Origin of the sequence: Deinococcus aerophilus (assembly GCF_014647075.1) — a bacterium.
GTDB classification, from domain to species: Bacteria; Deinococcota; Deinococci; order Deinococcales; family Deinococcaceae; genus Deinococcus; species Deinococcus aerophilus.
The window spans coordinates 1-25030 of the sequence record NZ_BMOM01000016.1 but is presented as its reverse complement, the minus strand read 5'-3'; the positions used below and the strand labels follow the sequence as shown (position 1 = coordinate 25030).

The window sequence follows — 25030 nt, the reverse complement described above, 5'->3', positions numbered from 1 at the left end:
CGGTGGCCGTCGCCCTCCTTGCCTTCCGAACTTGCCCCGAGGTGCTCCATGACCCAGACCTACCGTCAGCAAACGCCCGTCAGCATCGAGGACTTTGCCCTGCAGCAGCAGGTGATCCAGTGGCGCCGCCACCTGCACGAGAACCCGGAACTGTCATTCCACGAGCATGAGACCGCCGATTTCGTGGAGGCGCAGCTGCGCAAACTGCCGAACCTGAGCGTGACCCGCCCCACGCCCACGAGCGTGCTGGCCGTGCTCAGGGGTGAGGCGGGGCCGGGGCGCACGGTGCTGCTGCGCGCGGACATGGACGCGCTGCCCATCGCCGAGGAAACGGACCTGCCGTTTGCGAGCAAGCGCGCCGGGGTGATGCACGCCTGCGGCCACGACGCCCACACCGCCATGCTGCTCGGCGCGGCGACGGTGCTGAGCCGCCAGCCCGGGACCCTGTGCGGCGAGGTGCGCTTCATCTTTCAGCACGCCGAGGAGCATTTTCCGGGCGGCGCACAGCAGATCGTCGACACCGGCGTGCTCGACGACGTGGACGTGGTGATGGGCGAACACGTCATGAGCCCCATCCCGACCGGCGTCATCCTGCTGCGCGAGGGACCGCTGATGGCCTCGCCCGACGCCTTCGACATCACCATTCAGGGCAAGGGGGGCCACGGCGCGCAGCCGCACCAGACCGTGGACCCGGTGGTGATCGCCGCGCAGATCGTGATGGCCTTCCAGAGCGTGATTTCCCGGCAGCTCGACCCGATCGTGCCCGCGGTCCTGAGCGTCACGCAGATTCATTCGGGCTCGGCCCACAACATCATTCCCGACACCGCCACCCTGAACGGCACGGTGAGGACCTTTGACCCCGAACTGCGTGAGCTGATGCCGCAGCGCATGGAGAAGATCGTGCAGGGCATCACCGAGGCCTTCGGGGCGACCTACACCTTCGAGTACCGCAACGGCTACCGCGCCACCGTGAACGACGCCGGAACCACCGCCCTGCTGCGCGAGGTGGCCCGCGAGACCTTCGGGGACGAGGTGACGCTCACCGAAGGCCAGCCCCTGATGGGCAGCGAGGATTTCAGCGCCTACATGACCAAGGCGCCGGGCACCTTCGTGTTGATCGGCGCGGGGGGACCGGCGCACGCCCCGCACCACCATCCCAAGTTCGACATCGATGAGAAGGCCCTGACCTACGGCACCCGGATGTATGTCGCGTCGGCGCAGCGCCTGACGCAGCCCCAGGGCTAGGCAGGCGGGCAGCGGGCGCCGGGGGGAGGTCCGGGCGCTCCACGCCTTACCCTGCCGTATGCCGTATTTTCTGTGCCCGCCCCGTCTGCCGCCCGGTTCGCGTGTGGCCGCCCTGAGCCTGTCGAGCGGATTCGTGACTGCGGTGATGGGCCGTTACCACGCCGGGGTGCGGCAGGTGGCCGCCGAGTTCGGCTGGGAGGTGGTCCCCGCCCCGAACGCCCTGCGCGGTCCAGAGTTCCTGTACGCCCACCCGCAGGCCCGCGCCGACGACCTGCACTGGGCCCTGCAGAACCCGGAAATTCATGGCCTGCTGAGCATCATCGGCGGCGACGACAGCGTGCGGCTGCTGCCGTGGCTGGACCTGGACCTTATCCGCGCCCATCCCAAGCCGTTCCTGGGCTTCAGCGACAGCACGGTCACGCTGCTCGCCTTTTTGCGTGCCGGGGTCCGGGCCTACCACGGTCCGGCGCTGCTGACCGATCTGGCCGAGAACGGCGGCCTGCACCCCTTTACCGTGCAGGGGCTGCGCCGCACGCTGGTGGAGGAACCGCGGCCCTTTGAGCTGTTCCCCGCCCCCGAGTGGACCGAACATTTTCAGGACTGGGCCGACGATACCCTGCAGGAGCGCCGCCGGCCCTTTGTGCCGGGAGACGGCTGGCAGTGGCTGCAGGGAGACGCTCCCGCCCAGGGCCACCTGATCGGGGGCTGTCTGGAGGTGCTGGACATGCTGTGCGGCACGCCCGGGTGGCCCGCGCCGGAGCTGTGGAACGGTGCGGTACTGGCCCTGGAAACCAGCGAGGACGTGCCCACGCCACAGCAGGTGGGATACTGGCTGCGCAACTACGCCGCGCAGGGCATCCTGGGCCGGGCCGCCGGGCTGCTGCTCGCGCGTCCCCGCGGCTACACGCCGGACAGGGTGACAGAGCTGTACGGCTGGGTGCGCCGCGTCCTCGCCGAGGCGGGACGCGGGGACCTGCCGGTGGTGGCCAACGTGGATTTCGGGCATACCAGTCCGCAGCTCACGCTGCCGCTGGGCGCGCAGGTGCGGCTGGATCCGCTGGCCCGGCGCGTCACGGTTTTTCCGTAGGGCGGAGTGCAAGACAGCAGGAAGGGGGCTCAGGGCGTATCATGCCGGGCGTGCGGCTGCTGCTGCTTTCTGACACTCACGCCAATGCCACCGCTCTGGGGGCCGTCCTGAAGGATGCCGAGGCCCACCGCTACGACCGGGTGGTTCACCTGGGCGACGCGGTGGGCTACGGCCCGCATCCCCGCGAGGTCCTGGAGATGCTGCGCGATCTGGACGCGCTGTGCATCGTGGGAAACCACGAGCGCATGCTGCTGGAATACCACGACGGCAAACGCGACACCAGAGACAGCGTGGTATCGCTGGCACTGCGCTGGCAGCTGACGCGCCTGTCCGAGCGGGACATCGCGTGGATCCGCACCTGGCGTGACGGTGTGGACGACCCGGACGTGGGTGCCCGCTACCGCCACGGCACGCCGGTCAGCCTGGACGACTACACCGATTCGGTCTCTGCCGCCCGCGAGGCCTTTGCCCAGTGGCAGGGCCGGCTGGGTTTCGTGGGGCATACCCACATTCCCGCCGTGTACGCCACCCTGAACGCTCCGACCGGCGAGTGGATCAAGGCGCAGATGTTCTATGACGGCGGCAGCTACCTCGTGCCGCCCTCCACCCGCGTGATCCTGAACCCCGGCAGCGTGGGCCAGCCGCGCGACGGCAACCCACGCGCGAGCTACGCCATCTTCGACAGCGCCCGCGCCCATTTTGAGGTCGTGCGTGTGCCCTACGACATTCCCCGCGCTCAGGCGGCGGCGCTGGAGGCCGGGCTGCCGCAGGTGCTCGCGGCGCGGCTGGCCGTGGGCAAGTAGAGGACATGACCGCCAGCGTTCTGCACGGCCCCCTGCTGGAACAGGCCGGGGCCTTCCGGGGCAATGCCCTGCTGCTCAGCGGTCCGGCGCGGGTGGGCAAGCTGGAGGTGGCGTGGGCGCTCGCGGCGGGCCAGAACTGTACCGGCGTGCGCGGCATGTACGGCGAGGCGTGCGGGGGCTGTTCCTCGTGCCGGGCGCTGGCCGCCGGGGCCCACCCCGACGTGCTGCTCGTCGAGCCGCGCGCCACGACGACCACCGGCAAGGTGGCGCGGCGCCGCCTGATTCCCATCGGCGCGATTCTGGAGGGGCGGGACAAGACCCGCGAGTACGAGACGCACGTCTACGAGTTTCTGGAGGTGCGGCCCACCTTCACCCGCCGGGTGGTGATCGTCAACGGCGCGGAGCACCTGGGTCCGGAGGCAGCCAACGCCTTGCTGAAGCTGGTCGAGGAACCCCCGCACGGCGCGCTGTTCGTGTTTCTGGCCGAGGACGTGCGCTCGGTGCTGCCGACCATCCAGAGCCGCAGCGCCCGCCTGGGAGTGGCCCCCGCGCCGGACCACGCCATCGCCTCGGCGCTGCGCCGCGCCGGGCACCCCGAGGACCCCGAAGTGGTCGCCTTTGCTGCCGGGCGGGCGGGCGTGCTCGCCGATCTGGAGCGGGTGCGCGGGGCCCTGACCGATGCCCGCGAGCTGGACACCGCGCTGGAGGTGGGCCTGCTCAGTGCCCTGGAGGCCGCCGAGGCCCTGGAAAAACGCTTTGACCCCGCGTGGCATCCCGAGGCCCTGCGCTTTGTCTGGCGTGACCGGCCCCCGCATCAGCGTGCCCGCGCCGATACCGCCCTGGAGGCCCTGCAAGCGGCGCTGGAGGCCTACGCCAGCCCCAGCCTGAGCTTTCAGGTCCTCGCGCTGGCCCTGCGCGCGGCCTTCGGGCTGGACTGAGCGCCCCGCAGGGCGACAGCCTCTAGACTCGGCGGCATGACTGCGCTCCAGCCCACCCCTCACGGTCCCCTTCGCGTCTGGTCGCTGCCCACCGGTCCCCTGCAGGAGAACGCCGTGCTGGTGGCGGGTGCCCAGGGCGAGGGCTTTCTCTTTGATCCCGGCGACGATGCCGGACGGGTGCTGGCACTCGTGCGCGACGCGGGCGTGACCGTGCGCGGCATCCTGCTCACCCACGCCCATTTCGACCACATCGGGGCGGTGCAGCCGGTGCGCGAGGCGCTGCGCGTGCCGGTGTGGCTGCACCCCGCCGACCTGCCGCTGTACCGCATGGGAGCGGCCTCGGCGGCCCGCTGGAACCTGCCCTTCCTTCAGCCCGACGCGCCCGATTACGAGATCGCGCAGGACCAGACCTTCACGGCGGGCGACCTGACCCTGACCGCCCGCGAGTTGCCCGGGCACGCGCCGGGGCATGTGGTGTTCCTGGCCGGAACGGACGGTGAGCACGGGCTGGTGGTGGCCGGCGACACGCTGTTTCAGGGCGGTATCGGGCGCACCGATCTTCCAGGCGGCGACCACCCGCAACTCCTCGCGGGCCTGCAGCGCGAACTGCTGGGCCTGCCGGACGCCACCGCCGTGTACCCCGGCCACGGTCCCGCCACAACGGTCGGCCAGGAGCGGCGGAGCAATCCCTTTTTGCGCTGATCTCTTCTGCGCCGAGCGGTCCACAGCGGGCACGCCCGCCGCCCCTGCAGACGCGCTACCCTGGGTGTCATGACGCGGGGCGCGGGCAGGCGGGCACGGGCGGAGCAGACGGTGCGGGGCGCGGGTCCGCGCCGGAGGGTGACCTGATGCCCGGTGCGGGCGGCGGTGCGGGCGCTGTGTTGCCCACAGGCCTGACCGAGGTGAGCTACACCACCAACACGGCCAACGCCCTGATTCACCTGTACCGCGCCGAGGTCGGCAAGATGACCGCCTACCGCCAGCGGCTGGACATGACCACCAACTGGTCTGTGGTTACCAGTGCAGGTCTGGCCTCGTTTGCGCTGGGAGACCCCGGCAACAGCCACGCCACCTTTCTGTTCGCCATGTTCATGAACTACTTTTTCCTGCGCCTGGAGGCCCGGCGCTTCCGTACTTACGAGATCGCGCATCACCGCGTGCGCATCATGGAGCGCTTCTTTTACCCGGCCATGCTGGGAGACCATGTGGACCCCGGCTGGCACCAGCTGCTGCTCGCCGAACTGGGCAAGCCGCGCAGCCCCATGACCCGCAACGACGCGCTGGGCTGGCGGCTGGGGCGCAACTACCTGTGGATCTACGCTGCGGTACTGCTCGCGTGGCTGGCCAAGCTGGACCTGGGGCAGCCCAAGGGCTACGTGCTGTCCTTTCCCGACGCACTGTCACTGGCCGACATCGGCAACTTTCCCGGCTGGCTGGTGTTTCTGTTCGTGTTCAGCTTTTACCTGTATCTGATCTGGCTGGCCCTGCGCGCGGCGCGCACCTATCCGCTGGAAGAGGGCTGAGCCGCCGGACCTGCTTCTCGCGCCACAGCTGCGTGCCCAGCAGCAGCGCCGCCTGAAGGGGCAGCGAGCGGGGATACAGCTGCGGCCGTCCCGCCAGCACACACGCTCCCAGCACGGCGAGCTGGGTGGTCAGGCCCAGATTGGCCGCCACCGCCGTGACGGGCAGCGCGGTGTATGCCCGCCGCTGCTCCGGCGTGGGCTCAGCACCCGCGACTGCCCGCAGCCGCGTTCCGAACAGCGTGTCCAGCGCCCGTTCCTGCGGAGCGAAATAGGCGGCATACACGGCTTTCAGGGTCGCCAGAACGCGGGGATGGTCCCCGGCCTGCGCCGCTCCTTCACGGAACACCTCACCCCTGGCCTGGCGGTGGTCGCGCTCCCACAGGTAGTCGGTGGTCAGGATCAGGCTTTGCAGCACGGTCAGCGGCACCCCGGCGCGGCCCGCGAGCGCCACGTTCAGCGCGAGATTGACCACCAGGTCCATCTCGGTATCCAGGTAACGACCCGTCTCGGTGGTCTGACCGGTGGCGCGGGCAAGCTGGCCGTCCAGGTTGTCCAGCACGGTCTTGACCTGCAGCAGCAGCGCGGGCGTCAGCCGGTCGGCCAGCCCTGATCCGCCGCGCCGGATGCGCCACGCCGCGTACACGCCCAGCGCGGTATGAAACAGAACCACGTGGGCCGGGTTGACTTCACGCCGGGCCAGCGGCCCCACCAGCGTCTGTGCCAGCGGCCGGTAGAGGCGCTCATTGAGCCACTCGTCGGCCGGCCGTTTCTTGCGCGTCTGGGCCAGGCCAGGGATGGAGTCCGGGGCTATCGTCTGCCTCCGCCGCGGCCGCCGTACTTGGGGGGTCCCTTCTTGACCCCGGCGTAGCGGTTGCGCTCCTTGCGGCGCTGGGCACTGCTGGCCCCCGCTGCCCTGGGGTCAGCGCTGCGGCCGGCGGCGCGGCGCGGCACGAACGAGTCCACCATCATGAAACGCGCCAGCGGCACGTACAGCACCAGAATGAACAGCAGGCTGCCCCACCAAGTATTGAGGTAGGGGCCCAGCGGCGTCAGGGATAGCAGGCTGCTCACCAGCGTGGCGAAGGTGGCGAACAGCGTCACGCGCACCGCGAGCTTGAGCAGTTTGCCCCCCGTGAAGCCGGGACTGGAGTCGGGGGTGGTCAGCCAGCGCCAGAAGTTCATGCGTCCTCGGGGGCGGGGGCGGCCTGCGCACCCAGCCGCACGGCAAAGGCCTCCAGGCCGTCAAAATCGGTCTGTCTGGCTTCCACGTCCACGCGCAGGGTCGGCTGGTGCAGCCGCGCGGCGATGCGGCCCAGTGCCGCCGCCGCGGCTCCGTCGCGGGCGGGGGCGGCCAGGATGACGCCGCGCACCGCACTCTTGCCCGAGAGCAGCGAGGCGGCGCCGAACAGTTCACGTTCTCCCTCCGGCACGTCCGCTGCATTCTCCATGCGCTCGGCCCGGCGCAGCACCTCGCCCAGAGGCAGCTCGTGCGAGAAGACGCCGTACAGCCCCGCCGCCTCCAGCGCGGGCCGCAGCCCCCCGGCCAGGATGTCCTCGGCGAGCAGAACGCGCGGGCCGATCACCGCCACCGTCGTGCGTGAAGCGCGGCCCAGGGCCGGCATGGCCACGCGCGGTTCGGCAGCCAGCGGGCGCACCCGTTCCAGCGCCCGGCGCACGACGCCCGCGTTCTGCGAGACGCGCAGGCCGACCTCGGCTGCCACGCCCTCGAGTTCCGGGCCGCCGCGGCCGGGCACCGCAATCAACGTGGGCAGGCCGCTGATGCGCCGGGGCAGCAGCTCAGTCAGCGCCTCGCTCCAGGCGTCGCCGGTCACGGCGGGCCACTGCGGAATCAGCGCGGCGTCCACCGGTCCCAGCGCAAGGACCCGGCCCAGCGCAAGCTGCACCGTCGTCGCCTCGCCCGGCAGGCTCTGCTGGCCCAGCGCCAGCGCCTGCGCGTCGTCCAGGCCGGGCGTGACGGCCTCGACATCCAGTTCTTTGAGGTACGCCGCCCAGTACGCCCGGAGGCGCGCGGCAGAGGAATCCAGTAGGCCAACTCTCATTGCAGAACAGTCTACGCGGCGCAGCCCCGGCCGAGCAGTGTGCGCCTCGCTATTGCGGTCTACCCGGCGTCCTCCTGGGACTTGATCTTGCCCTCGGCCTTGGATTCGGTGACCTCCGCGGCGCGCTCGACCTCCTCTTCCTCGATGTGCCGCTGCTCGTCGTCGTGTTCAAACAACTCGCGCCGGGCGCGCAGTTTGGCCTCGGGTTGCTGCAGGTCGCTGCCGTGCCCGGAATGCACGCGCTGGAAGAACACGAGTGCTCCGCCGGCCAGCGCGAAGGCCCCGGCGAAATACAGGGTTTCTACGGGGTCCTGCCAGCGCACGAAATGCTCCAGAAAGGTGACACCCAGAATCACCACGATCACCGAGATGATCTTCTGTTCCAGGTCGGCGAGGCTCTCGACGCCCAGCGCGCTCGTGAGGTTCAGCGGTGAGATGAACAGCGAGTACAGCCCCACCCCGATCAGGTAGAAGACCACCGCCTTGAGCATGGTGCTCACGACTTCCAGAAATTCCACCGCCAGGCTGCCGCGCTGGCTTTGAATGCCGGCCTTGAGGGTCTCGTGCCAGGAGTCGTACAGCGTCGAGAGGGCAAGCACCGTGCCCTGCAGGAACAGGCTGAACGACACGAGCAGCACCGCGATCACCGCGATCAGGACCACGAAACGGGTGCGCCCGATGGCGGCGGAAAACCAGTCTGCCCGGTGTTCGCGGGGTTTGGCCGTGCTGCCGGGCCGGGGGCCTGTTCTGGAAGTGGTCACGCCCTTCATCATGCGCCTCGGCCCGCGCCCGGACTGCATGATCTATCCTGCCGGCCGTGAACGAAACCTTGACCCTGCCCGTCCCGCTGCGCCGGGTCCTGCCCGCCGCCCGCTGGGAGCACGTGACCGTGGGAGAGAGCGGCGCGGGCGTATGGAAGTCGGGCCGCCACGTGGTCAAGGTGCAGGCCCGGGGCGGCTGGCCGGCCGGCACCCTGCAACAGGAACGCGAACGCCTGCGCTGGCTGTGGGGGCGCGTGCCGGTGCCGCGCATGATGGGCTATGAGATTGAGGGCAACCACGAGTACCTCGCCATGACCCGCATTCCCGGTCTGGACGCCAGCCACCCGGATGTGCTGCTGCACCCACAGCGGCTGGTCAGCCTGCTCGCCCGCGCGCTGCGAGAACTGCACGCCCTGCCCGTACGCGAATGCCCCTTCAACATGTCTCTGCCCGTCATGCTGGCCCGCGCCCGCGAACGGGTGGCGGCCGGCGTGGTGGACGAGACGGATTTTGATGAGGAACGCCGTGGCCGCACGGCGGTGGGCGTCTTCAACGAACTGGTCCGCACCCGCCCGGAGACCGAGGACCTGGTGGTCACGCACGGCGACGCCTGCCTGCCCAACTTCATCGTAAACGGCGAGTACATCGACGGCCTGATCGACGTGGGCCGCGCCGGGCTCGCCGACCGCCACGCCGATCTGGCCCTGACCCACCGCAGCCTGACCCGCAATCTGGGTGCCGAATACGCCGAGCAGTTTCTCGATCTGTACGGGCGCGAATCCATCGATCTGCAAAAACTGGACTACTACCGACTGCTGGACGAACTGTTCTGAGGGACTTCACCGTTTCTGCCCTTTTTTGGAATCATTTCCAGACACACCGTATGCTGTGAACCATGCTGACTACGGAGCAGGTCACGCAACTGAGGCGGGCCTTCGACGACGACCGTGAGGCCGAGACTTTTCTGCTGCGGCTGGAGCGTTACGGCCCTGAACTGCAGGCCAGCCTTCAGGCGGTGTATGGAGAGCGGGCCGGGCCCCTGCTGCAGCGGTTGCTGGAGATCATGTTGCACGCCTTTCATACCCGCCCCGCCGATCTGAAACGGCTCGACGAGGCGCGGCTGCTGTCTCCCGACTGGCTGCAGTCGCCGCGCATGCTGGGCTACGTGGCCTACGCCGACCGCTTTGCCGGCACGCTGCGTGGCGTGCAGGAGCATGTGGACTATCTGGAAGGGCTGGGGGTCACCTACCTGCACCTGATGCCGCTGCTGCGCCCCCGCGACGGTGAGAACGACGGCGGCTACGCGGTGGCCGACTACCGCTCGGTGCGGCCGGATCTGGGGAGCATGGACGACCTCTCGGCGCTCGCCCGTGACCTGCGCGGACGCGGCATCAGCTTGGTGCTGGATCTGGTGCTCAACCACGTGGCCCGTGAGCACGACTGGGCGGCGCGGGCGCGGGCCGGCGAGGCCAGGTACCGCGATTACTTTCATATCTTCCCTGACCGCAGCGGCCCGGACGCCTACGAGGCCACGCTGCCCGAGGTCTTTCCCGACTTCGCGCCGGGCAATTTCACCTTTGACGAGGCGGCGGGCGGCTGGGTCTGGACCACCTTCAACACCTACCAGTGGGATCTGAACTGGGGCAATCCGGAGGTGCTCGCCGAGTTCGTGGACATCATCCTGACGCTGGCCAACCGGGGCGTGGAGGTCTTCCGGCTGGACGCCATCGCCTTTATCTGGAAACGGCTGGGCACGAGCAGCCAGAACGAGCCGGAAGTGCATCACCTGACCCGGGCCTTGCGGGCGGCGGCGCGCATCGTGGCTCCGGCGGTGGCCTTCAAGGCCGAGGCCATCGTGGCTCCGGGCGACCTGATTCATTACCTGGGCACCGGCACCCACCACGGCCGGGTCAGCGACATGGCCTACCACAACAGCCTGATGGTGCAGCTGTGGAGCAGCCTCGCGAGCCGCGATACCCGGTTGATGGCCGAGGCCCTGCGCGCCTTTGCGCCCAAGCCGACGAACACCACCTGGGGCATGTACGTGCGCTGCCACGACGACATCGGCTGGGCCATCGGCGACGAGGACGCGGCCCGCGTGGGCCTCAGCGGACCCGGGCATCGCCACTTTCTCAGCGACTTCTACAGCGGCACGTTTCCGGGGTCCTTCGCGCGGGGGCTGGTGTTCCAGCACAACCCGGCGACCGGAGACCGGCGCATCAGCGGCTCGGCAGCCAGCCTCGCGGGTCTGGAGGCGGCGTTAGAGGACGGCGACGAAGTCCAGATTGACCTCGCCGTGGGCCGGCTGCTGCTGCTGCACGCGGTGGTGCTGGGCTTTGGCGGCGTGCCGCTGCTGTACATGGGCGATGAACTGGCGCTGCTCAACGACCCGAATTACGCCGACACCCCCGAACACGCCGCCGACAACCGCTGGGTCCACCGTCCCCGCATGGACTGGGCGCTGGCCCGTGAGGTGGCCGAACACCCCGAGACGCCGGCTGGCCGGGTCAACGCCGGGCTGCGCCACCTGATCGCGGTGCGCAGGAGCCTGCCCCACCTGCACGCCTCCATCGAGAGCGTGGCCGCGCCGTGCCCCGACCCCCGCGTGCTGCTGCTGCGCCGCGACCATCCGCAGGGCACCCTGCTGGAGGTGTACAACTTCAGCGAGGAGCGGGTGGCCCTGCCCGCCTACGTGCTGCGCGGCCATCTGGGCGAACACGCCGCCGACGCCCTGAGCGGCAGCGCCTTTGCCCTGTCACGCCCCACCGTGACCCTGGATCCCTACCGCGCCCTGTGGCTGACCGCAGCGGAGGTGAGCGCATGACCGATCCCCGAACCCCCCCGTCCGGCAAGGGGCCGGGCCGCGCCCGCGTGCCCACCGAGGCCCTGCTCAGCGCCGTGCGTGACGCCGCCGAGCGGCTGACCCGCTTCTCGCGCGACCCCGAGGTGCGTCGTGAGGCCGCCCACGTCGCGCAGGCGGTGGGCAGACTGCTCGATGCCATCCGCCGGGCGGCCGAGCGGCCCAAGTAACCACCCGCCCCCTGTGCCGTGCCGGAACCGGGCAAAGTCGTCTGCCGGGCCGGGGTCATTGACACCCTGCCCACCGCCGACTAGGATGTGTAGGCCTGTGCGGGTTGGCAGGACGTGGTGGGTTTAGCTCAGTTGGTTAGAGCGCCGCTCTGTGGAAGCGGAGGCCGGGGGTTCAAGTCCCCTAATCCACCCCACTTGTTGTACCGAGCATGACCCCGGTCTCTGCCCTCGTCGGTGGGGGCCGGATTTTTATTCGGCACAGCACGGCAGATCTGCGGGGATGGCGGAACTGGTAGACGCACCAGACTTAGGATCTGGTATCCATAGGATGTGAGGGTTCAAGTCCCTTTCCTCGCACCACAACGGCGGCGGCTCTTCTCTGAACAGGGGAGGGCTGCCGCTGTTGTGGGCCGGTCCGGACCGGGCCGTGCGCCGGACCAAACCGGCGGGTGTACGCGAAGGGGCAAAACGCACTATGATACCGGGCGGCATGCCGCGCGCCCGCAGGCCCCGCTTCAGTGGGGGGCGCGCCCGGCACGGCAGACAAAGATCAAGTGCGCCCGCCCTGGCGGTGGCCCCCTGTGGGCCTCACGTCGGGGGGCAGCAGACGGGAGATGAACGTGGCAGAGCTGATCAGCAGAGATGGCAACAAGGTGGAGTTCCGGGTTTCGGTGCCCGCCTCCGAAGTGAACCGCGCCTACGACCAGGTGTGGGCAGGGCTGGCGCGCGACGTGCGTGTGCCCGGCTTCCGCCCGGGCAAGGCCCCCCGCAAGGTCATCGAGGGCCGCGTGGGCAAGGGGTACGTGGAGCAGGAAGTGCGTGACCGCCTGCTGCAGACGCACTACAGCCAGGCCGCGCGTGAGCTGCAGCTCAGCCTGGTGGACGCCAGCATTGACCCCCAGCCGGTGGTCAGCGGGCAGGCCTTCGAGTTCACCGTCAAGGGCGAGACCTACCCCGACGTGACCCTGCCCGAGTGGAGCGGCCTGAGCCTCAGCGCCGCGGCTCCCGAGATCACCGACGAGGTGCTGGAACGCACCCTGAGCGACCTGCAGGAGCGCAACGCGACCTTCGAGAGCGCCGACCGGCCCATCGAGGCCAGCGATCAGGTGACCGTGGAGGAGCAGGGCGAGGACGGCGGCACCTACCCCATCTACATGGACGTCGCCGAGGCGCACGTGCGCGACGCGCTGCTGGGCAAGAACAAGGACGACACCGTGGAAATCACCGTGCCGGCCCACCAGCACGGCGACCACGAGCATCCCGAGCACACCGTCACGGTGCGCATCGTGGACGTCAAGACCAAGCAGACCCAGGCGCTGGACGATGAGTTCGCCAAGTCGCTGAACTTCGACAGCTTTGACCGTCTGCGCACCGACCTGAAGACCGAGCTGGAGCGCCGCGCCACGCAGGAGGGCGAGAACGCCCGCCGCGAGGAGTTCGTCACCCACCTGACCGAGGGCCTGCAGGCCGACATTCCCCAGGCGCTGCTGGACCGCCGCCGCGAGTCGATGCTCGAGGAAATCAAGGATGACCTGGGCCGCCAGGGCGTCAAGTGGGGCGAGTACGAGTCCTTCATGCAGGAGCAGGGCAAGCTCGACGAGTTCATGGCCGACCTCGCCAAGAATGCCGAGAACCGCGTGAAGCGCGATCTGGCCCTGGAGAAGCTGGCCGAGGACCTCAAGGTGCAGGTCAGCGACGCCGAGTTCAACCAGACCATGAACGCCCTGGCGCAGGCCAACAACCTCAACCCCCAGGAACTCAGCAAGCAGCTGGGGCCGGACGGCATCAACTCGTACTACACCAGCCTGGTGCGCGAGAAGGGCCTCCAGCAGGCGCTCGCTCAGCTGAGCAAGCCCGCCCAGACCGAAGTCGACGCCCCCGCCGGGGACGCGCAGGCCGACGCGCAGGCGCAGCCGCAGGGTGAGGGCGAGCCCGGGGCCAAGACCGAAGAGTAAACCGCACCATCAGAAGGGGGGGGGCGCGTCCTGCGGGGCGTGCTCCCCCCTTCCGTATGGTGCGCCGCCCCGTCTCGACCCCCCGCCTTCCCGGGGTCCCAGAAGACTGAACTCAATTCATTGAACGGGCGTTCAATGAATGCTACCGTGATGGATATGAGCGCTCCCACTGATCGTCCTGGACGCCCCAGCATCGGCATCACTGCCCTGGGCAGCTACGTACCCGCAAGGGTCGTGACCAACGCGGACTTCGAGGCATACATGGAGACCAATGCCGAGTGGATCGAATCGCGGACCGGTATCCGCGAGCGGCGTTTCTCGGCCCCCGATGAGTACACTTCGGATGTGGGCGTGGGCGCGGTGCGCGACATGCTGGACCGCGACCCGGACGCCCTGAAAGGGGTGGATGCGGTGATCTGCGCCACGGTCAGTCCGGACGCATTGATGCCGTCTACCGCCGCGCTGATTGCCATGCAGGTGGGCCTGACGGGAGCGGCGGCGTTTGACCTGTCCACCGCCTGCAGCGGTTTTGTGTACGCCCTGAGCGTGGCGTCTGGTCTGATTCAGTCCGGCGCGGCGCAGCGGGTGCTGGTCGTGGGCGCCGAGGCGCTGAGCAAGATCGTGGATCAGCAGGACCGGGGCACGGCCATTCTGTTCGGTGACGGTGCGGGGGCGGCAGTGGTGGGACCCGTTCCCGCCGGGCTGGGGTTCCAAGAATTCATCATGGGCGCGGACGGTGCGGGGGGGTCCAGCCTGTACCTGCGCAACGTGGCGCCGCACCTGCCCGGCGGCTTTGAGATGGGCGACAGCGTGGGCATGAACGGCCGCGAGGTCTTCAAGTTCGCCGTGCGCGTACTGGGCGACAGCGGCCAGAAGGTGCTGCAAAAGAGCGGCCTGACCAGCGCGGACGTGGATTGGGTGATTCCGCATCAGGCCAATGTGCGGATCATTGAAGCGGCCGTGGAACGCTTCGGCATTCCCATGAGCAAAACCGTGATCAACCTGGACCGCTACGGCAATACCTCCAGCGCGACCGTACCGCTCGCCCTGCGCGAGGCGGTGGATGACGGGCGGGTGCAAGACGGCCAACAACTGCTGCTGATTGCCTTTGGCGGTGGCCTGAGCTGGGTGGCCGGAACGATGAAGTGGTGGGCCGGTGCGCCCAGTCTGAAGGCGAAGGCCGTTTCCACGCTGGCCGGGGTGGAGGCTTGAGCTCCCGGATCGCGGCCCTGTTTCCCGGTCAGGGATCGCACGCGGTGGGCATGGGGACCGATCTGAGCGCCGCCTTTCCGGTGGCCGAGGCCGTCTATGCCGAGGCCGAGGCCACGCTGCCGGGCCTGCGCGCCGTGATCGAGACCGGGCCGCTCGAAGACCTGACCCTGACCGCCAACCAGCAACCCGCCCTGGTCGCGGCGAGCGTGGCGGCGTACCGGGCGTGGCAGGACACGACGGGTCTGACGCCCGTGGTGGCCGCCGGACACTCGCTGGGGGAGTACAGCGCCCTGGTGGCGGCCGGGGTTCTGTCTCTGGCCGATGCCCTGCGCCTGACCCGCACACGCGGCACGTTGATGCAGCGGGCCGTCGCGCCCGGCGACGGGGCCATGAGCGCCATCATGGGTGATCCCGCGGTGGTGGCCGAGGTCTGCGCGCAAATCGACGGCGTGCAGCCCGCCAACTTCAACGCCCCCACCCAGACGGTGATCAGCGGCTCGGCGCCGGCGGTACAGGCCGCCGCCGCCGAACTCAAGGCCCGCGGCCTGAAGGCCATTCCCCTGAAGGTCAGCGCTCCGTTCCACTGCGCCCTGATGGCCCCGGCGGCGGCGGGCCTCGCGCCCGATTTGAGGGCCGCCGCCTACCACCCCTTCGCATTTCCAGTGGTGGCCAATGTGACGGCCGCCGTCAACGATGATCCGGCCCGTGTCTCCGGGCTGCTGGAGAGTCAGATCACCGGGGCGGTGCGCTGGGTCGAGACCGTGCGGGCACTGGCCGACCTGGGTGTGGATACCTTCGTGGAATTCGGCCCCGGCAAGGTGCTGACCGGGCTGGTCAAGCGCATCCTGCCCGACGCGACGGTGGTCAATGTGGGCACGGCGGCGGAGGTACAGACGTTTGAGCGCATGACGCCGGCCGAACGGGCCGACCTGACCACTTCGTAGTCCGTCCTGGCCCGGAGTCCGTACCGCCAGCGCTCCCGGCGCTTTGCCGTGCCGGTTGACCCGGCGCCGTCAGAACTGCCGCGGCCCAGCTCCCATCCTACCCCTCCTTTCCCGATTCCAGAGGTTCCATGACCGATTCCAAGAATGCGCCCACCCCCCGTAAAGTCGCCCTCGTGACCGGCAGCAGCCGGGGCCTGGGCCGTGCGGTGGCCCTGAAGCTCGCCGCAGACGGCTTCGATGTCGCCGTTCATTATGGCCGCAACGCCGCCGAGGCCGAGAAGGCGGCGGCCGAAGCCCGCGAGCACGGCGTCCGCGCCGAGGTGTTCGGAGCGGACCTGTCCGCGCCCGCCCACGCCACACAGCTGGTGGAGGCGGTGATCGTGCAGATGGGCCGCCTCGACGTCCTCGTGAACAATGCCGGCATCACCCGCGACGGGCTGGCCGTGCGCATGAAGGACGAGGACTGGGACGCCGTGATCCAGACCAACCTGTCCAGTGCCTTCGCCGCGTGCCGCGCGGCCCTCAAGCACATGATGCGGGCACGCTCAGGCCGCATCGTCAACATCGCCAGCGTGGTGGGTCTTACCGGAAATGCCGGACAGGCCAACTACGTGGCGAGCAAGGCCGGCCTGATCGGGCTGACGCGGGCGCTGGCCAAGGAATACGGCGGGCGCGGCATCACCGTCAACGCCGTGGCCCCCGGCTTCATTCAGTCGGACATGACGGCGGCCCTGCCCGAAGGTGTGCAGAAGGGCTACCTCGACAGCATTCCCCTGGCCCGTTTCGGCCAGCCGGAGGAGGTGGCGGCGCTGGTCGCCTTCCTGGCCTCCGAGGGCGCCGGGTACATCACCGGCCAGACCGTGGGCGTGGACGGCGGCCTGAATCCGAGCTGAGGGATGGGCGCCGGGCCACTCCGGCGCTCCGCGCTTTGCACCCCGTTCAAGAAACATGACACCCCCGGCCTGCCCGTGTAGACTGGCGCAGACTTCAGGACAGGAGGAACAAACATATGGCGACTTTTGATGATGTAAAAGATGTGATCGTTGACAAGCTGGGTGTCGACGCGGACAAAGTGAACCCCGAGGCCCGTTTCGTGGAGGACCTGGGTGCAGACAGCCTCGAGACCGTCGAGCTGATCATGGGTCTGGAAGACAAATTCGGCATCACCATCAGTGATGAGGACGCCGAAACCATCCGCACGGTGCAGGCCGCCGTGGATTACATCGAGGGCCAGCAGTAACTGCGCTCCGGTTCCCGTCCGGGAGCCGGAAAAGAGTTCGGGTGGGCGGGGCGCGGTGAAGACCGTTCCCCGCCCTTTTGCATGACGTCCAGTGTGCAGGAATTCGGAGCAAGGAGAGAAGACATGGGTGTTTCAGGCTTGAGGCGGGTGGTGATCACGGGGCTGGGACCGGTGACGCCCATTGGCATGGGAGCGCAGGCATTCGCGGAGGCGCAGCGCGCCGGACGCAGCGGAATCGGGCCCATCACGCACTTTGATGCGTCGAATACGGCGAGCAAGATCGCGGGCGAGGTGGGGGAGAGCCTGGACGCCTTCGTGGATCCGCGCGAGGCCCGCAAGCTCGACCGTTACGTGCAGCTCGCGCTGGCCGCCGCCGAACTGGCCGCCCGCGACAGCGGCCTGAGCGCCGAGGAACTGAGCGGCGAGCGGGTCGGCACGGTGGTCGGCAGCGGCATTGGCGGGGTCAAGACCTTCGAGGACCAGGCCGGGGTGCTGCACGCCCGCGGCCCGGGGCGCATCAGCCCCATGTTCATTCCCATGATGATTGCCAACATGGCGACCGGCCACGTCGCCATGAAGTTCGGGGCCACCGGTCCGAGCAGCACGGTCGTCACCGCCTGCGCGACCGGCACCGGCGCGGTGGGGGACGCGGCGCGTTACATCCAGCTCGGCCTGGCCGACGTGATGATCGCCGGGGGCACCGAGGCCGCCGTCACGCCCATCGCCATCGGCGGGTTTTCCAACATGAAGGCGCTGTCCACACGCAACGACGACCCCCAGACGGCCAGCCGGCCCTTCAGTGCCTCGCGCGACGGCTTTGTGCTGGGCGAGGGCGCGGGCCTGCTGATTCTGGAAGAGTACGAGCGGGCCCGGGCGCGCGGAGCCACCATCTACGCCGAGATCGTCGGCTACGGCACAAGCGCCGACGCGCACCACATCACCATGCCCGCCCCCGAGGGACGCGGCGCACAGGTCGCCATGCGCATGGCCCTGAGCACGGCGGGCGTCAACCCCGAGCAGGTCGGGTATGTCAACGCCCACGGCACCAGCACCTACTACAACGACCTGTACGAGACCCAGGGCCTCAAGCATGTCTTTGGAGACCACGCCTCGCGGCTGGCGGTCAGCAGCACCAAATCCATGACCGGACACCTGCTGGGCGCGGCGGGCGCGGTGGAGGCCATCGCCGTGGCGCAGGCCCTTAAGGACGGCATTCTGCCCCCCACCATCAACCTGACCGATCCCGACCCCGAGCTGGATCTGGACTACATCCCCGAGGGCGCCCGCGAGCAGCAGGTGGAATACGCTCTGAGCAACTCGTTTGCCTTCGGCGGCCAGAACGCGGCGCTGCTGTTCAAACGGGTCTAGGAAAGCGGGGTGGGGCGGGGCCGCTGCGCTGCACAGGCGCTGGCCCGGCCCCACCCCTTTGTGGGCAGGGCGGCGATACCGGCTTGCCCCAGCCTCGCCCAAGCGAAGGAGAGTTTCAAGCAAAGTACAGTGCGGTGCGTGTGCATCGGTGCTCTAATGCCTTGACCCCAGGAGGACCGGCGCCGCCCCCCCTTCGCTTCAGACCGGCTGCCCTGTCCCCGACCCCGCTCTCGCAAAAGGAGTTCTGCCTGTGCCCCGCGACAAGTCCACGACCGCCACCGTCAGCCCTTCTCCCGCCCGGACCAAACGCCGCCGGAAGAAGCCGGAGCCGGACGGCATGGGTGAAACGCGCACGCACAGCACGGTCGCCAATCCCGAGAGCCGCTACCTCAACCGCGAGCTGTCGTGGCTGGCCTTCAACGAACGGGTGCTGGCCGAGGCGCGTGACCTGCGCAACCCCCCGCTGGAACGCCTGAAATATGCGGCCATCTGCGGCAGCAACCTCGACGAGTTCTTCATGGTGCGCGTGGCGGGCATTCACCGCCAGATTGTGGCTGGGGTGAATACGCCGGGCCTGGACGGTCTGCTCCCGCGCGAGACCCTGGCGCTGGTGCGCGAGCGGACCCAGGGCATGTTGCGCGAGATCGAGAAGACCACCCGCAAGGCGCTCAAGGCCCTGATGGACGAGGGCGTCAAGCTCACGCGGGTGGCCGACCTGGGCAAGCGCGCCCGCGCCAGCCTGCGCGAGCATTACCTCGCCGAGATTCAGCCGGTGCTCACGCCGCTGGTGGTGGATCCCAGCCACCCGTTTCCGTACCTCAGCAACCTCAGCCTGAACCTCGCAGTGCTGCTCAGGGGCGCGTCGGACGGATCGCCGGATTTTGCCCGCGTCAAGGTACCGGTGGGTGTGCTGCCGCGTGTGGTGGTCATCGGGGACGCACTGCTGATGCTCGAGGACGTGATCGCCGCGAACATCGGCGACCTGTTCAAGGGCCGGGAGGTGCTTGCGGCCCACGTCTTCCGGGTGACCCGCAATACCGATTACGAGTTCGAGGAGGAGGAGGCCGAGGACCTGCTCGCGACCATTGAGGACGGCCTGCGCCGCCGCCGCTTTGGGGCCGCCGTGCGGCTGGAGGTGGTGCGCGATACGCCCGTCCGGCTGGTGGCCTTCTTGCAGGAGCGCCTGCGGCTGGCGCCCGAGGACATCTTCCTGCTGGAAGGTCCGCTGGGCAGCGCCGACCTGATGGGCCTGCCCATCGAGCGCCCGGATCTGGGCTTTCCCCCCTACGCTCCGGCGGTTCCCGATCTGGACGGCGATGAGGAGAACGGCATCTTTGAGACCCTGCGCCGGGGGGACGTGCTGCTGCATCACCCCTACGACGGCTTTGCCAACATCCTGAATTTTCTGGAGGAGGCCAGCCGCGATCCCCAGGTGCTCGCGATCAAGCAGACGCTGTACCGCACCGGCGACGATCCCCGCCTGCTTGCCGCGCTGCGGACCGCCGCCGAGAACGGCAAGCAGGTGGTGGCCCTGATCGAGCTCAAGGCCCGCTTTGACGAGCAGCGCAACATCAGCTGGGCACGCAAACTGGAACGCGCCGGGGCGCACGTGGTGTACGGCATGGCGGGCCTCAAGACCCATGCCAAGGTCACGCTGATCGTGCGGCGCGAGGAGGGGGGGCTGCGGCGCTACGTGCACATCGGCACCGGCAACTACAATCCCAAGACCGCCCGCCTGTACACCGACCTGAGCCTGCTGAGCGCCGATCCCGAACTCGGCACCGATGTGGCCGAGCTGTTCAATCACCTCACCGGCTACGCGGCGGCCGAGTACACCCACCTGCTCGTGGCTCCTGACACCGCCCGCAACGGCCTGGAAGCCCTGTTGGAGCGCGAGTCGGAGCACGCCCGTGCCGGGCACGACGCCTGGGCGCGCATCAAGGTGAACTCCCTGACCGACCCGGCCATGATCGAGGCGCTGTACGCGGCGGCCGGGGCCGGGGTCCGCATCGATCTGATCATCCGGGGCGTGTGCTGCCTGCGTCCCGGGGTACCGGGCCTCTCCGAGACGGTGCGGGTTCGCAGCCTGCTGGGCCGGTATCTGGAACACGCCCGCGTCTACGCCTTTGGCAACGGGGGACATCCGGAAGTGTATTTCGGCAGCGCCGACTGGATGAGCCGCAACCTCGACCGCCGCGTGGAGGTGATTGCCCCGGTGCTTGACGACACCCACCGTGACCAGTTCCTGGACATTCTGGAAACCGAGTGGACCGACCACCGCGGGTCGTGGGAACTGTGTCTGGACGGCGAGTACGAGAAACTGCCGGGCGACGACAGCGCCCAGCAAACCTTTGCGCTCGCGCGTCACCCGGCCCAGTCTCCACCGGTCTGAGCCGTGTCCCGCTTACAAGAGGCCTGCGCGGGACACGGACCTCAGCACGACGGCACCAAACGACAGCACCAAGAAAGGCCCGGACGCTGAGTGCGTCCGGGCCTTTGTGTTGGTCACGTGGACCTCAGGGCTTAGGCCTGGGTGTCCTCGTTGGAGGTGTCGGTGCTGGCGGTATCGGCAGACTCGGCGCTGGTGGCCTCGTCCTTCTTGTCGCCGCCCAGACCGAACTGCGCAAACAGGTCGGCGTACACGTCGCCCAGCTTGGTGCTGATCTTGCCGCCCTGGCTGGCGTCCTTGGCGTTGTAGTTGTAGTCGGCTCCGCCGCCACGTCCACCGCGACCGCCGCTGCGGCCACCGCCGGGTGCGCCGCCGTAACGGTCGCTGCGGCTGCCGCCGCCCTGGCTGACGTAGTCGCGCTGCGCGGGGGGAGCGCCCCCACCCAGGAAGCGGCGACGGCTCAGGCTGGCGCGCTGCTCGACGGGATCGATGTTGAGGATCATGGCCTCAATCTCGTCACCCTTCTTGAACAGGTCGGCCGGGTTGTTGACGCGCGCGGTATCGAGTTCGCTGATGTGGATCAGACCCTCGATGCCTTCCTCGATCTCCATGAACACGCCGAAATCGGTCATGCCGGTGATCTTGCCCTTGACCGGCGTGCCGGGCGGGTAGCGGTCAGGCAGCGCGCTCCAGGGATCGTCGGTGGTCTGACGGATGCCCAGGCTGATGCGGCGCTCCTTGGGGTCAATACGCAGGATGACGGCCTCGACCTCGTCGCCTTCCTTCATGACCTCATTGGGGTGACGCACGCGCTTGGTCCAGCTCATCTCGCTGACGTGGACCAGACCTTCCAGACCGGACTCGAGTTCCACGAAGGCCCCGAAGTTGGTCAGGTTGGTGACCTTGCCCTTGACGCGCTGGCCGACGCTGTACCGGTCCACAGCACCTTCCCAGGGGTCCTGGGTCAGCGACTTCATGGACAGGTTGATGCGCTCGCGGCCCTCGTCCACGTCGATCACCTGCACCTGGACCTTGTCGCCCACGGCGACCACGTCGCGCGGGTGGTTGAAGCGGCCGTAGGTCAGCTCCGAGCGGTGAACCAGACCGTCGATGCCGCCGAGGTTGACGAACACGCCGAAATCGGTGATCTCGACAACTTCGCCTTCAAACTGCGCGCCGGCTTCCAGCTGGCCGACGGTTTCCTCGCGGGCCTTGGCCTTCTGGGCTTCCATGATGGCGCGGTGGCTGATGATCACGCGGTTGCGCTTGCGGTTGAGCTCAATGAGCTTGACCATCAGCGGCTTGCCCACGAAGGGATCCAGATCGTTGACCCGGCGGGTATCGACCTGAGAGGCAGGCAGGAAGGCGCGGATGCCCTCGACCTGAGCCACCAGACCGCCGCGCACCTTCTCGAGCACCTCGACTTCGAAAGCCTCGTCGGCTTCCTGCATCTTCTCGAGGACGCGCCAGCCCTTGTCCTGATCGGCGCGCTTCTTGCTGAGCACGATCTGGCTGTTGGACAGGTCCACGCGGACCACATAGGCTTCGATGGTTTCGCCGGGCTTGTACATGCCCTGGGCTTCTTCCAGCGTCACGGGTTCGTCGCCGAGCTGGTTGAGGGGAATGATGCCCTCGACCTTCGCGCCGATGTCAACCGCGATGCCTTCCTGGCCGATGAACACGATCTGGCCGTCCACGATGTCGCCGCGGGTGACGCTCTGGGGCTCCTGCGCCTCGCTGGCGAGAATGTCCTCCATGGTCATGGCCGGGTACTCGCGCTCCTCGGGGGCGCTGCTCGCGGGCGCGGTGGCCTGCGGCGCAGTGTCCGTCTGCGGAGTGGACTGATCGGTCGTGGCCGGAGTGGCCGTATCGGTGCCCGTCGTGGGCTGAGTCCCACCCTGCGGGGCGGGGGTCTGGGTGTTGTCTTCCATGAACTCCTGTCCTCCTGGGCTTACAAAACTTCGTTCGTAAGCCAGCCTGTAAACCTGCTGCCGTGCGTCCTTCGGCCTGTCTGCTGGGCTTAATCCAACAGGGGGAGACACGGGCGCAGCGGCGCGGCAACACCTTAGTGTACCAGAGTCCAGCCAGGGGCGGCAAGCACGCTCTGAACGCGGTCCATTCATTTCTGATGAAACGCTGAAGATGCCCTGCTGGCCGGACAGCCCCGCCCCCCGGCTTGACGTGCCCGGTGGCCCCGTCTATACTCTGCGTCGCCTTCCCCGAAACAGGAAGCGCAGCCTCGTTGGGGCATCGTCTAATGGCAGGACAACAGTCTCTGACACTGTCGATCAAGGTTCGAGTCCTTGTGCCCCAGCCAAGCCAAAGCCTCCGCCACGTGCGGAGGTTTTTTGTTGTCGGGTGCCGGGATGCCGGACCCTTCTTCTCAGGCCAGGGACGTTTCCATGCCCCATGCCCAGCACGCTCCGAGCTCAGGCCTCCGCAGACGGTCACGCGGCGCAAAGAAGGCGGGGGTGGGGCTGCCGCGGTGGTCCAGGCAGGCGGGCGCTCCCTCATGGAAATCAGGGGCGTCAATTAAAGGACTGCCTGCTCCCGGGAACACTTGGGTACACTTGGACCCAATGACCCAGCACACCCATCCCCAGTGGTACAAGAGCGCCGTCTTCTACGAACTGTCTGTGCGGACCTTTGCGGACGGCAACGGGGACGGCAAGGGCGACTTTCCCGGACTGACCGGCAAACTCGAATACCTGCGCAATCTGGGCGTGGACTGCCTGTGGCTGCTGCCCTTCTATCCCAGCCCGCTGCGCGACGACGGCTACGATGTGGCCGATTACACCGGCATTCATCCGGACCTCGGCACCATCGAGGACTTTCAGTTCTTCCTGAACGAGGCCCACGCCCGCGGCCTGCGGGTGATCGCCGATCTGGTGACCAACCACACCTCCATCGACCATCCGTGGTTCCAGGCGGCGCGGCGCGGCCCCACGCTGCCCGACGGTAGCCCCAACGAGTACCACGACTACTATGTCTGGAGCGACACGGGCACCGAGTACGCGGGCGCCCGCATCATCTTTACCGACACCGAGACGAGCAACTGGACGCGCGACGAGGTGAGCGGCCGCTTTTACTGGCACCGCTTCTTTGCCAGCCAGCCGGACCTGAACTTCGACAACCCGCGGGTGATCGAGGAACTGCTGGACGTGATGCGCTTCTGGCTGAACATGGGCCTGGACGGTTTCCGGGTAGACGCGGTGCCCTACCTGATCGAGCGCGAGGGCACCAACTGCGAGAACCTGCCCGAAACCCACGAGATCCTGCGGGTCATGCGGCAGCTCGTAGACCGGGAATATCCCGGGCGGCTGCTGCTCGCCGAGGCCAACCAGTGGCCCGAGGAGGTCGCTCCCTACTTCGGCACCGAGGAGAACCCCGAGTTCCACATGTGCTTCAACTTCCCGGTGATGCCCCGGCTGTACATGGCGCTCAAGCAGGAAGACACCACGAGCATCCGCGAGATCATGGGCCGTCTGCCCGAGGTGCCGTCGTTCGGGCAGTGGGCCACGTTCCTGCGCAACCACGACGAGCTGACGCTGGAAATGGTCACGGATGAGGAACGGACCTTCATGTACGCAGCCTACGCGCCCGACCCGCGCATGCGCATCAACGTGGGTATCCGCCGCCGCCTCGCGCCGCTGCTGAACAACGAGCGCCGACGCATCGAACTGCTGACCAGCGTGCTGCTGGCGCTGCCGGGCAGCCCGATCCTGTACTACGGCGACGAGATCGGCATGGGCGATGAGCTGGGACTGGCCGACCGCAACGGCGTGCGCACCCCCATGCAGTGGAACGCGGGCATCAGCGGCGGCTTCTCGACGGCCTGGCCTTCGGACTGCTTCTTCCCGCCGATCAGCGACCCGGTATACGGCTACCAGCGCGTCAACGTGCAGGCCCAGGAGCGTGACCCCGGCAGCCTGCTCAAGTGGACCTCGCGCCTGCTGGAAGCCCGCCGCCAGCACCCGGCCTTCGCCTACGGAGACCTGCATTTCATTGACACAAACAACGCCGCCATCCTGGCGTTTACCCGCAACCACGACAACGAGACCCTGCTGCTGATCTACAACTTCGCGGCCAATGCCCAGTCGGCCACCCTGGACCTCAGCCAGTACGAGGGCCGGATCCCTGTGACCCTGTCCGGCGCCAGTCCTTTTCCGCCGGTGCAGGAGGGTGGACAGTACACCGTGATGATGGGCCGTCATGAGTACTACTGGCTGCGACTGAACTGAGGCGGGGCAGGGGAGGGAAGGCGACCGGTGCAGGTCGGCCTTCCCTTCTGGGTGTGGGGCGTGCAGAACGGCGCAGGCGGACCGTGATGTCTGCCAGCCGGTGCGCTGGGTTCTGCGTGCCTGCCCGGTTGGTGGTTTTCTTTTACGCCCCTTAGAGCCCGTTTTGGAAATGAAAAGACTGTCTCAGACAGTCTTTTCATATTGTGACCAGCCGGCGGAGCAGGAGACGGGTCA

General features: G+C 68.3%; 22 protein-coding genes and 3 tRNA genes. 20 read left to right on the top strand and 5 right to left on the bottom strand.

Annotation, left to right across the window (positions count from 1 at the left end; all coding sequences use genetic code 11):
• Positions 1 to 48: 48 nt before the first annotated feature.
• From IEY21_RS10615 to IEY21_RS10590, 6 genes are all read left to right on the top strand, one after another.
• A complete protein-coding gene (locus tag IEY21_RS10615; RefSeq protein ID WP_188904200.1) occupies positions 49 to 1245 on the top strand; it encodes a M20 family metallopeptidase in 1197 nt (398 codons plus the stop codon).
• A 58-nt stretch (positions 1246 to 1303) separates the two neighbouring features.
• Positions 1304 to 2332, top strand: coding sequence for a S66 family peptidase (locus IEY21_RS10610; RefSeq protein WP_188904198.1), 1029 nt, complete (start codon positions 1304 to 1306; stop codon positions 2330 to 2332).
• A gap of 41 nt (positions 2333 to 2373) precedes the next feature.
• The gene (locus IEY21_RS10605; RefSeq protein ID WP_188904196.1) at positions 2374 to 3135 is read left to right on the top strand and encodes a metallophosphoesterase family protein; all 762 of its coding nucleotides are present in this window, start codon (positions 2374 to 2376) and stop codon (positions 3133 to 3135) included.
• A 5-nt stretch (positions 3136 to 3140) separates the two neighbouring features.
• Entirely contained in the window at positions 3141 to 4073 is a 933-nt protein-coding gene (locus IEY21_RS10600; RefSeq protein WP_188904193.1) for a DNA polymerase III subunit delta', read from the top strand.
• 36 nt (positions 4074 to 4109) lie between these two features.
• The gene (locus IEY21_RS10595; RefSeq protein WP_188904191.1) at positions 4110 to 4775 is read left to right on the top strand and encodes an MBL fold metallo-hydrolase; all 666 of its coding nucleotides are present in this window, start codon (positions 4110 to 4112) and stop codon (positions 4773 to 4775) included.
• Between the two features lie 146 nt (positions 4776 to 4921).
• A complete protein-coding gene (locus IEY21_RS10590) occupies positions 4922 to 5596 on the top strand; it encodes a DUF2270 domain-containing protein (protein ID WP_188904189.1) in 675 nt (224 codons plus the stop codon).
• Here the strand turns inward: IEY21_RS10590 and IEY21_RS10585 are convergent.
• From IEY21_RS10585 to IEY21_RS10570, 4 genes are all read right to left on the bottom strand, one after another.
• Positions 5526 to 6266 (bottom strand): CDP-alcohol phosphatidyltransferase family protein, encoded by a 741-nt coding sequence (locus tag IEY21_RS10585; RefSeq protein ID WP_229753029.1) that lies wholly within the window; start codon positions 6264 to 6266, stop codon positions 5526 to 5528. The two genes, IEY21_RS10590 and IEY21_RS10585, sit on opposite strands and share 71 nt — an antisense overlap.
• A 137-nt stretch (positions 6267 to 6403) precedes the next feature.
• The gene (locus IEY21_RS10580) at positions 6404 to 6778 is read right to left on the bottom strand and encodes a hypothetical protein (protein ID WP_188904188.1); all 375 of its coding nucleotides are present in this window, start codon (positions 6776 to 6778) and stop codon (positions 6404 to 6406) included.
• Positions 6775 to 7656 (bottom strand): hypothetical protein, encoded by an 882-nt coding sequence (locus IEY21_RS10575; protein ID WP_188904186.1) that lies wholly within the window; start codon positions 7654 to 7656, stop codon positions 6775 to 6777. Before IEY21_RS10575 ends, IEY21_RS10580 begins: the two co-directional genes overlap by 4 nt.
• A gap of 59 nt (positions 7657 to 7715) precedes the next feature.
• Complete coding sequence (locus IEY21_RS10570) at positions 7716 to 8417, bottom strand: YqhA family protein (protein WP_373290506.1); 702 nt, start codon at positions 8415 to 8417, stop codon at positions 7716 to 7718.
• A gap of 56 nt (positions 8418 to 8473) precedes the next feature.
• Here IEY21_RS10570 and IEY21_RS10565 point away from each other — a divergent pair, with 56 nt between their 5' ends.
• The 12 genes from IEY21_RS10565 to ppk1 all read left to right on the top strand — a co-directional run bounded on the left by IEY21_RS10565 (position 8474) and on the right by ppk1 (position 20558).
• Complete coding sequence (locus IEY21_RS10565; protein WP_229753028.1) at positions 8474 to 9250, top strand: APH(3') family aminoglycoside O-phosphotransferase; 777 nt, start codon at positions 8474 to 8476, stop codon at positions 9248 to 9250.
• A 62-nt stretch (positions 9251 to 9312) separates the two neighbouring features.
• Positions 9313 to 11241, top strand: a complete 1929-nt coding sequence (locus tag IEY21_RS10560; protein ID WP_188904185.1) for an amylosucrase — start codon at positions 9313 to 9315, stop codon at positions 11239 to 11241.
• Positions 11238 to 11447: a hypothetical protein gene (locus IEY21_RS10555; RefSeq protein ID WP_188904183.1), complete on the top strand. Its 210-nt coding sequence runs from the start codon at positions 11238 to 11240 to the stop codon at positions 11445 to 11447. The genes IEY21_RS10560 and IEY21_RS10555 overlap by 4 nt, the downstream gene beginning before the upstream one ends.
• Before the next feature lie 117 nt (positions 11448 to 11564).
• A tRNA-His gene (locus IEY21_RS10550) sits at positions 11565 to 11641 on the top strand.
• Between the two features lie 80 nt (positions 11642 to 11721).
• Positions 11722 to 11807: transfer RNA gene (locus IEY21_RS10545), tRNA-Leu, on the top strand.
• Between the two features lie 260 nt (positions 11808 to 12067).
• Positions 12068 to 13402, top strand: a complete 1335-nt coding sequence (tig, locus tag IEY21_RS10540; RefSeq protein ID WP_188904300.1) for a trigger factor — start codon at positions 12068 to 12070, stop codon at positions 13400 to 13402.
• Between the two features lie 156 nt (positions 13403 to 13558).
• Positions 13559 to 14614: a beta-ketoacyl-ACP synthase III gene (locus IEY21_RS10535; RefSeq protein WP_188904181.1), complete on the top strand. Its 1056-nt coding sequence runs from the start codon at positions 13559 to 13561 to the stop codon at positions 14612 to 14614.
• Complete coding sequence (gene fabD, locus IEY21_RS10530; RefSeq protein WP_188904179.1) at positions 14611 to 15558, top strand: ACP S-malonyltransferase; 948 nt, start codon at positions 14611 to 14613, stop codon at positions 15556 to 15558. The genes IEY21_RS10535 and fabD overlap by 4 nt, the downstream gene beginning before the upstream one ends.
• Before the next feature lie 128 nt (positions 15559 to 15686).
• Positions 15687 to 16451 (top strand): 3-oxoacyl-[acyl-carrier-protein] reductase, encoded by a 765-nt coding sequence (gene fabG / locus IEY21_RS10525; RefSeq protein WP_188904177.1) that lies wholly within the window; start codon positions 15687 to 15689, stop codon positions 16449 to 16451.
• 116 nt (positions 16452 to 16567) lie between these two features.
• Complete coding sequence (gene acpP / locus IEY21_RS10520; RefSeq protein WP_188904175.1) at positions 16568 to 16798, top strand: acyl carrier protein; 231 nt, start codon at positions 16568 to 16570, stop codon at positions 16796 to 16798.
• A 123-nt stretch (positions 16799 to 16921) separates the two neighbouring features.
• Positions 16922 to 18166, top strand: coding sequence for a beta-ketoacyl-ACP synthase II (gene fabF, locus IEY21_RS10515; protein ID WP_188904173.1), 1245 nt, complete (start codon positions 16922 to 16924; stop codon positions 18164 to 18166).
• A gap of 337 nt (positions 18167 to 18503) precedes the next feature.
• Positions 18504 to 20558, top strand: a complete 2055-nt coding sequence (ppk1, locus tag IEY21_RS10510) for a polyphosphate kinase 1 (protein WP_188904298.1) — start codon at positions 18504 to 18506, stop codon at positions 20556 to 20558.
• Between the two features lie 131 nt (positions 20559 to 20689).
• Here the strand turns inward: ppk1 and IEY21_RS10505 are convergent, their stop codons facing one another.
• The gene (locus tag IEY21_RS10505; RefSeq protein WP_188904171.1) at positions 20690 to 22486 is read right to left on the bottom strand and encodes a 30S ribosomal protein S1; all 1797 of its coding nucleotides are present in this window, start codon (positions 22484 to 22486) and stop codon (positions 20690 to 20692) included.
• Between the two features lie 312 nt (positions 22487 to 22798).
• Between IEY21_RS10505 and IEY21_RS10500 the strand changes: the two genes are divergently transcribed.
• Both IEY21_RS10500 and treS read left to right on the top strand, forming a co-directional pair.
• A tRNA-Gln gene (locus IEY21_RS10500) sits at positions 22799 to 22872 on the top strand.
• 262 nt (positions 22873 to 23134) lie between these two features.
• On the top strand, positions 23135 to 24796 hold the full coding sequence (gene treS, locus IEY21_RS10495; protein WP_188904169.1) for a maltose alpha-D-glucosyltransferase: 1662 nt from the start codon (positions 23135 to 23137) through the stop codon (positions 24794 to 24796).
• Positions 24797 to 25030 lie beyond the last annotated feature (234 nt).

Excerpts from the sequence above, each read along its gene's own strand:
- IEY21_RS10555 (WP_188904183.1), top strand. The coding sequence starts at position 11,238 with ATGACCGATCCCCGAACCCCCCCGTCCGGCAAGGGGCCGGGCCGCGCC.
- fabG (WP_188904177.1), top strand. The coding sequence starts at position 15,687 with ATGACCGATTCCAAGAATGCGCCCACCCCCCGTAAAGTCGCCCTCGTG.
- IEY21_RS10560 (WP_188904185.1), top strand. The coding sequence starts at position 9,313 with ATGCTGACTACGGAGCAGGTCACGCAACTGAGGCGGGCCTTCGACGAC.
- IEY21_RS10590 (WP_188904189.1), top strand. The coding sequence starts at position 4,922 with ATGCCCGGTGCGGGCGGCGGTGCGGGCGCTGTGTTGCCCACAGGCCTG.
- IEY21_RS10615 (WP_188904200.1), top strand. The coding sequence starts at position 49 with ATGACCCAGACCTACCGTCAGCAAACGCCCGTCAGCATCGAGGACTTT.
- treS (WP_188904169.1), top strand. The coding sequence starts at position 23,135 with ATGACCCAGCACACCCATCCCCAGTGGTACAAGAGCGCCGTCTTCTAC.
- IEY21_RS10580 (WP_188904188.1), bottom strand. The coding sequence starts at position 6,778 with ATGAACTTCTGGCGCTGGCTGACCACCCCCGACTCCAGTCCCGGCTTC.
- fabF (WP_188904173.1), top strand. The coding sequence starts at position 16,922 with ATGGGTGTTTCAGGCTTGAGGCGGGTGGTGATCACGGGGCTGGGACCG.
- acpP (WP_188904175.1), top strand. The coding sequence starts at position 16,568 with ATGGCGACTTTTGATGATGTAAAAGATGTGATCGTTGACAAGCTGGGT.
- IEY21_RS10535 (WP_188904181.1), top strand. The coding sequence starts at position 13,559 with ATGAGCGCTCCCACTGATCGTCCTGGACGCCCCAGCATCGGCATCACT.
- IEY21_RS10575 (WP_188904186.1), bottom strand. The coding sequence starts at position 7,656 with ATGAGAGTTGGCCTACTGGATTCCTCTGCCGCGCGCCTCCGGGCGTAC.
- IEY21_RS10605 (WP_188904196.1), top strand. The coding sequence starts at position 2,374 with ATGCCGGGCGTGCGGCTGCTGCTGCTTTCTGACACTCACGCCAATGCC.
- IEY21_RS10595 (WP_188904191.1), top strand. The coding sequence starts at position 4,110 with ATGACTGCGCTCCAGCCCACCCCTCACGGTCCCCTTCGCGTCTGGTCG.
- IEY21_RS10610 (WP_188904198.1), top strand. The coding sequence starts at position 1,304 with ATGCCGTATTTTCTGTGCCCGCCCCGTCTGCCGCCCGGTTCGCGTGTG.
- IEY21_RS10600 (WP_188904193.1), top strand. The coding sequence starts at position 3,141 with ATGACCGCCAGCGTTCTGCACGGCCCCCTGCTGGAACAGGCCGGGGCC.
- IEY21_RS10505 (WP_188904171.1), bottom strand. The coding sequence starts at position 22,486 with ATGGAAGACAACACCCAGACCCCCGCCCCGCAGGGTGGGACTCAGCCC.
- ppk1 (WP_188904298.1), top strand. The coding sequence starts at position 18,504 with ATGGGTGAAACGCGCACGCACAGCACGGTCGCCAATCCCGAGAGCCGC.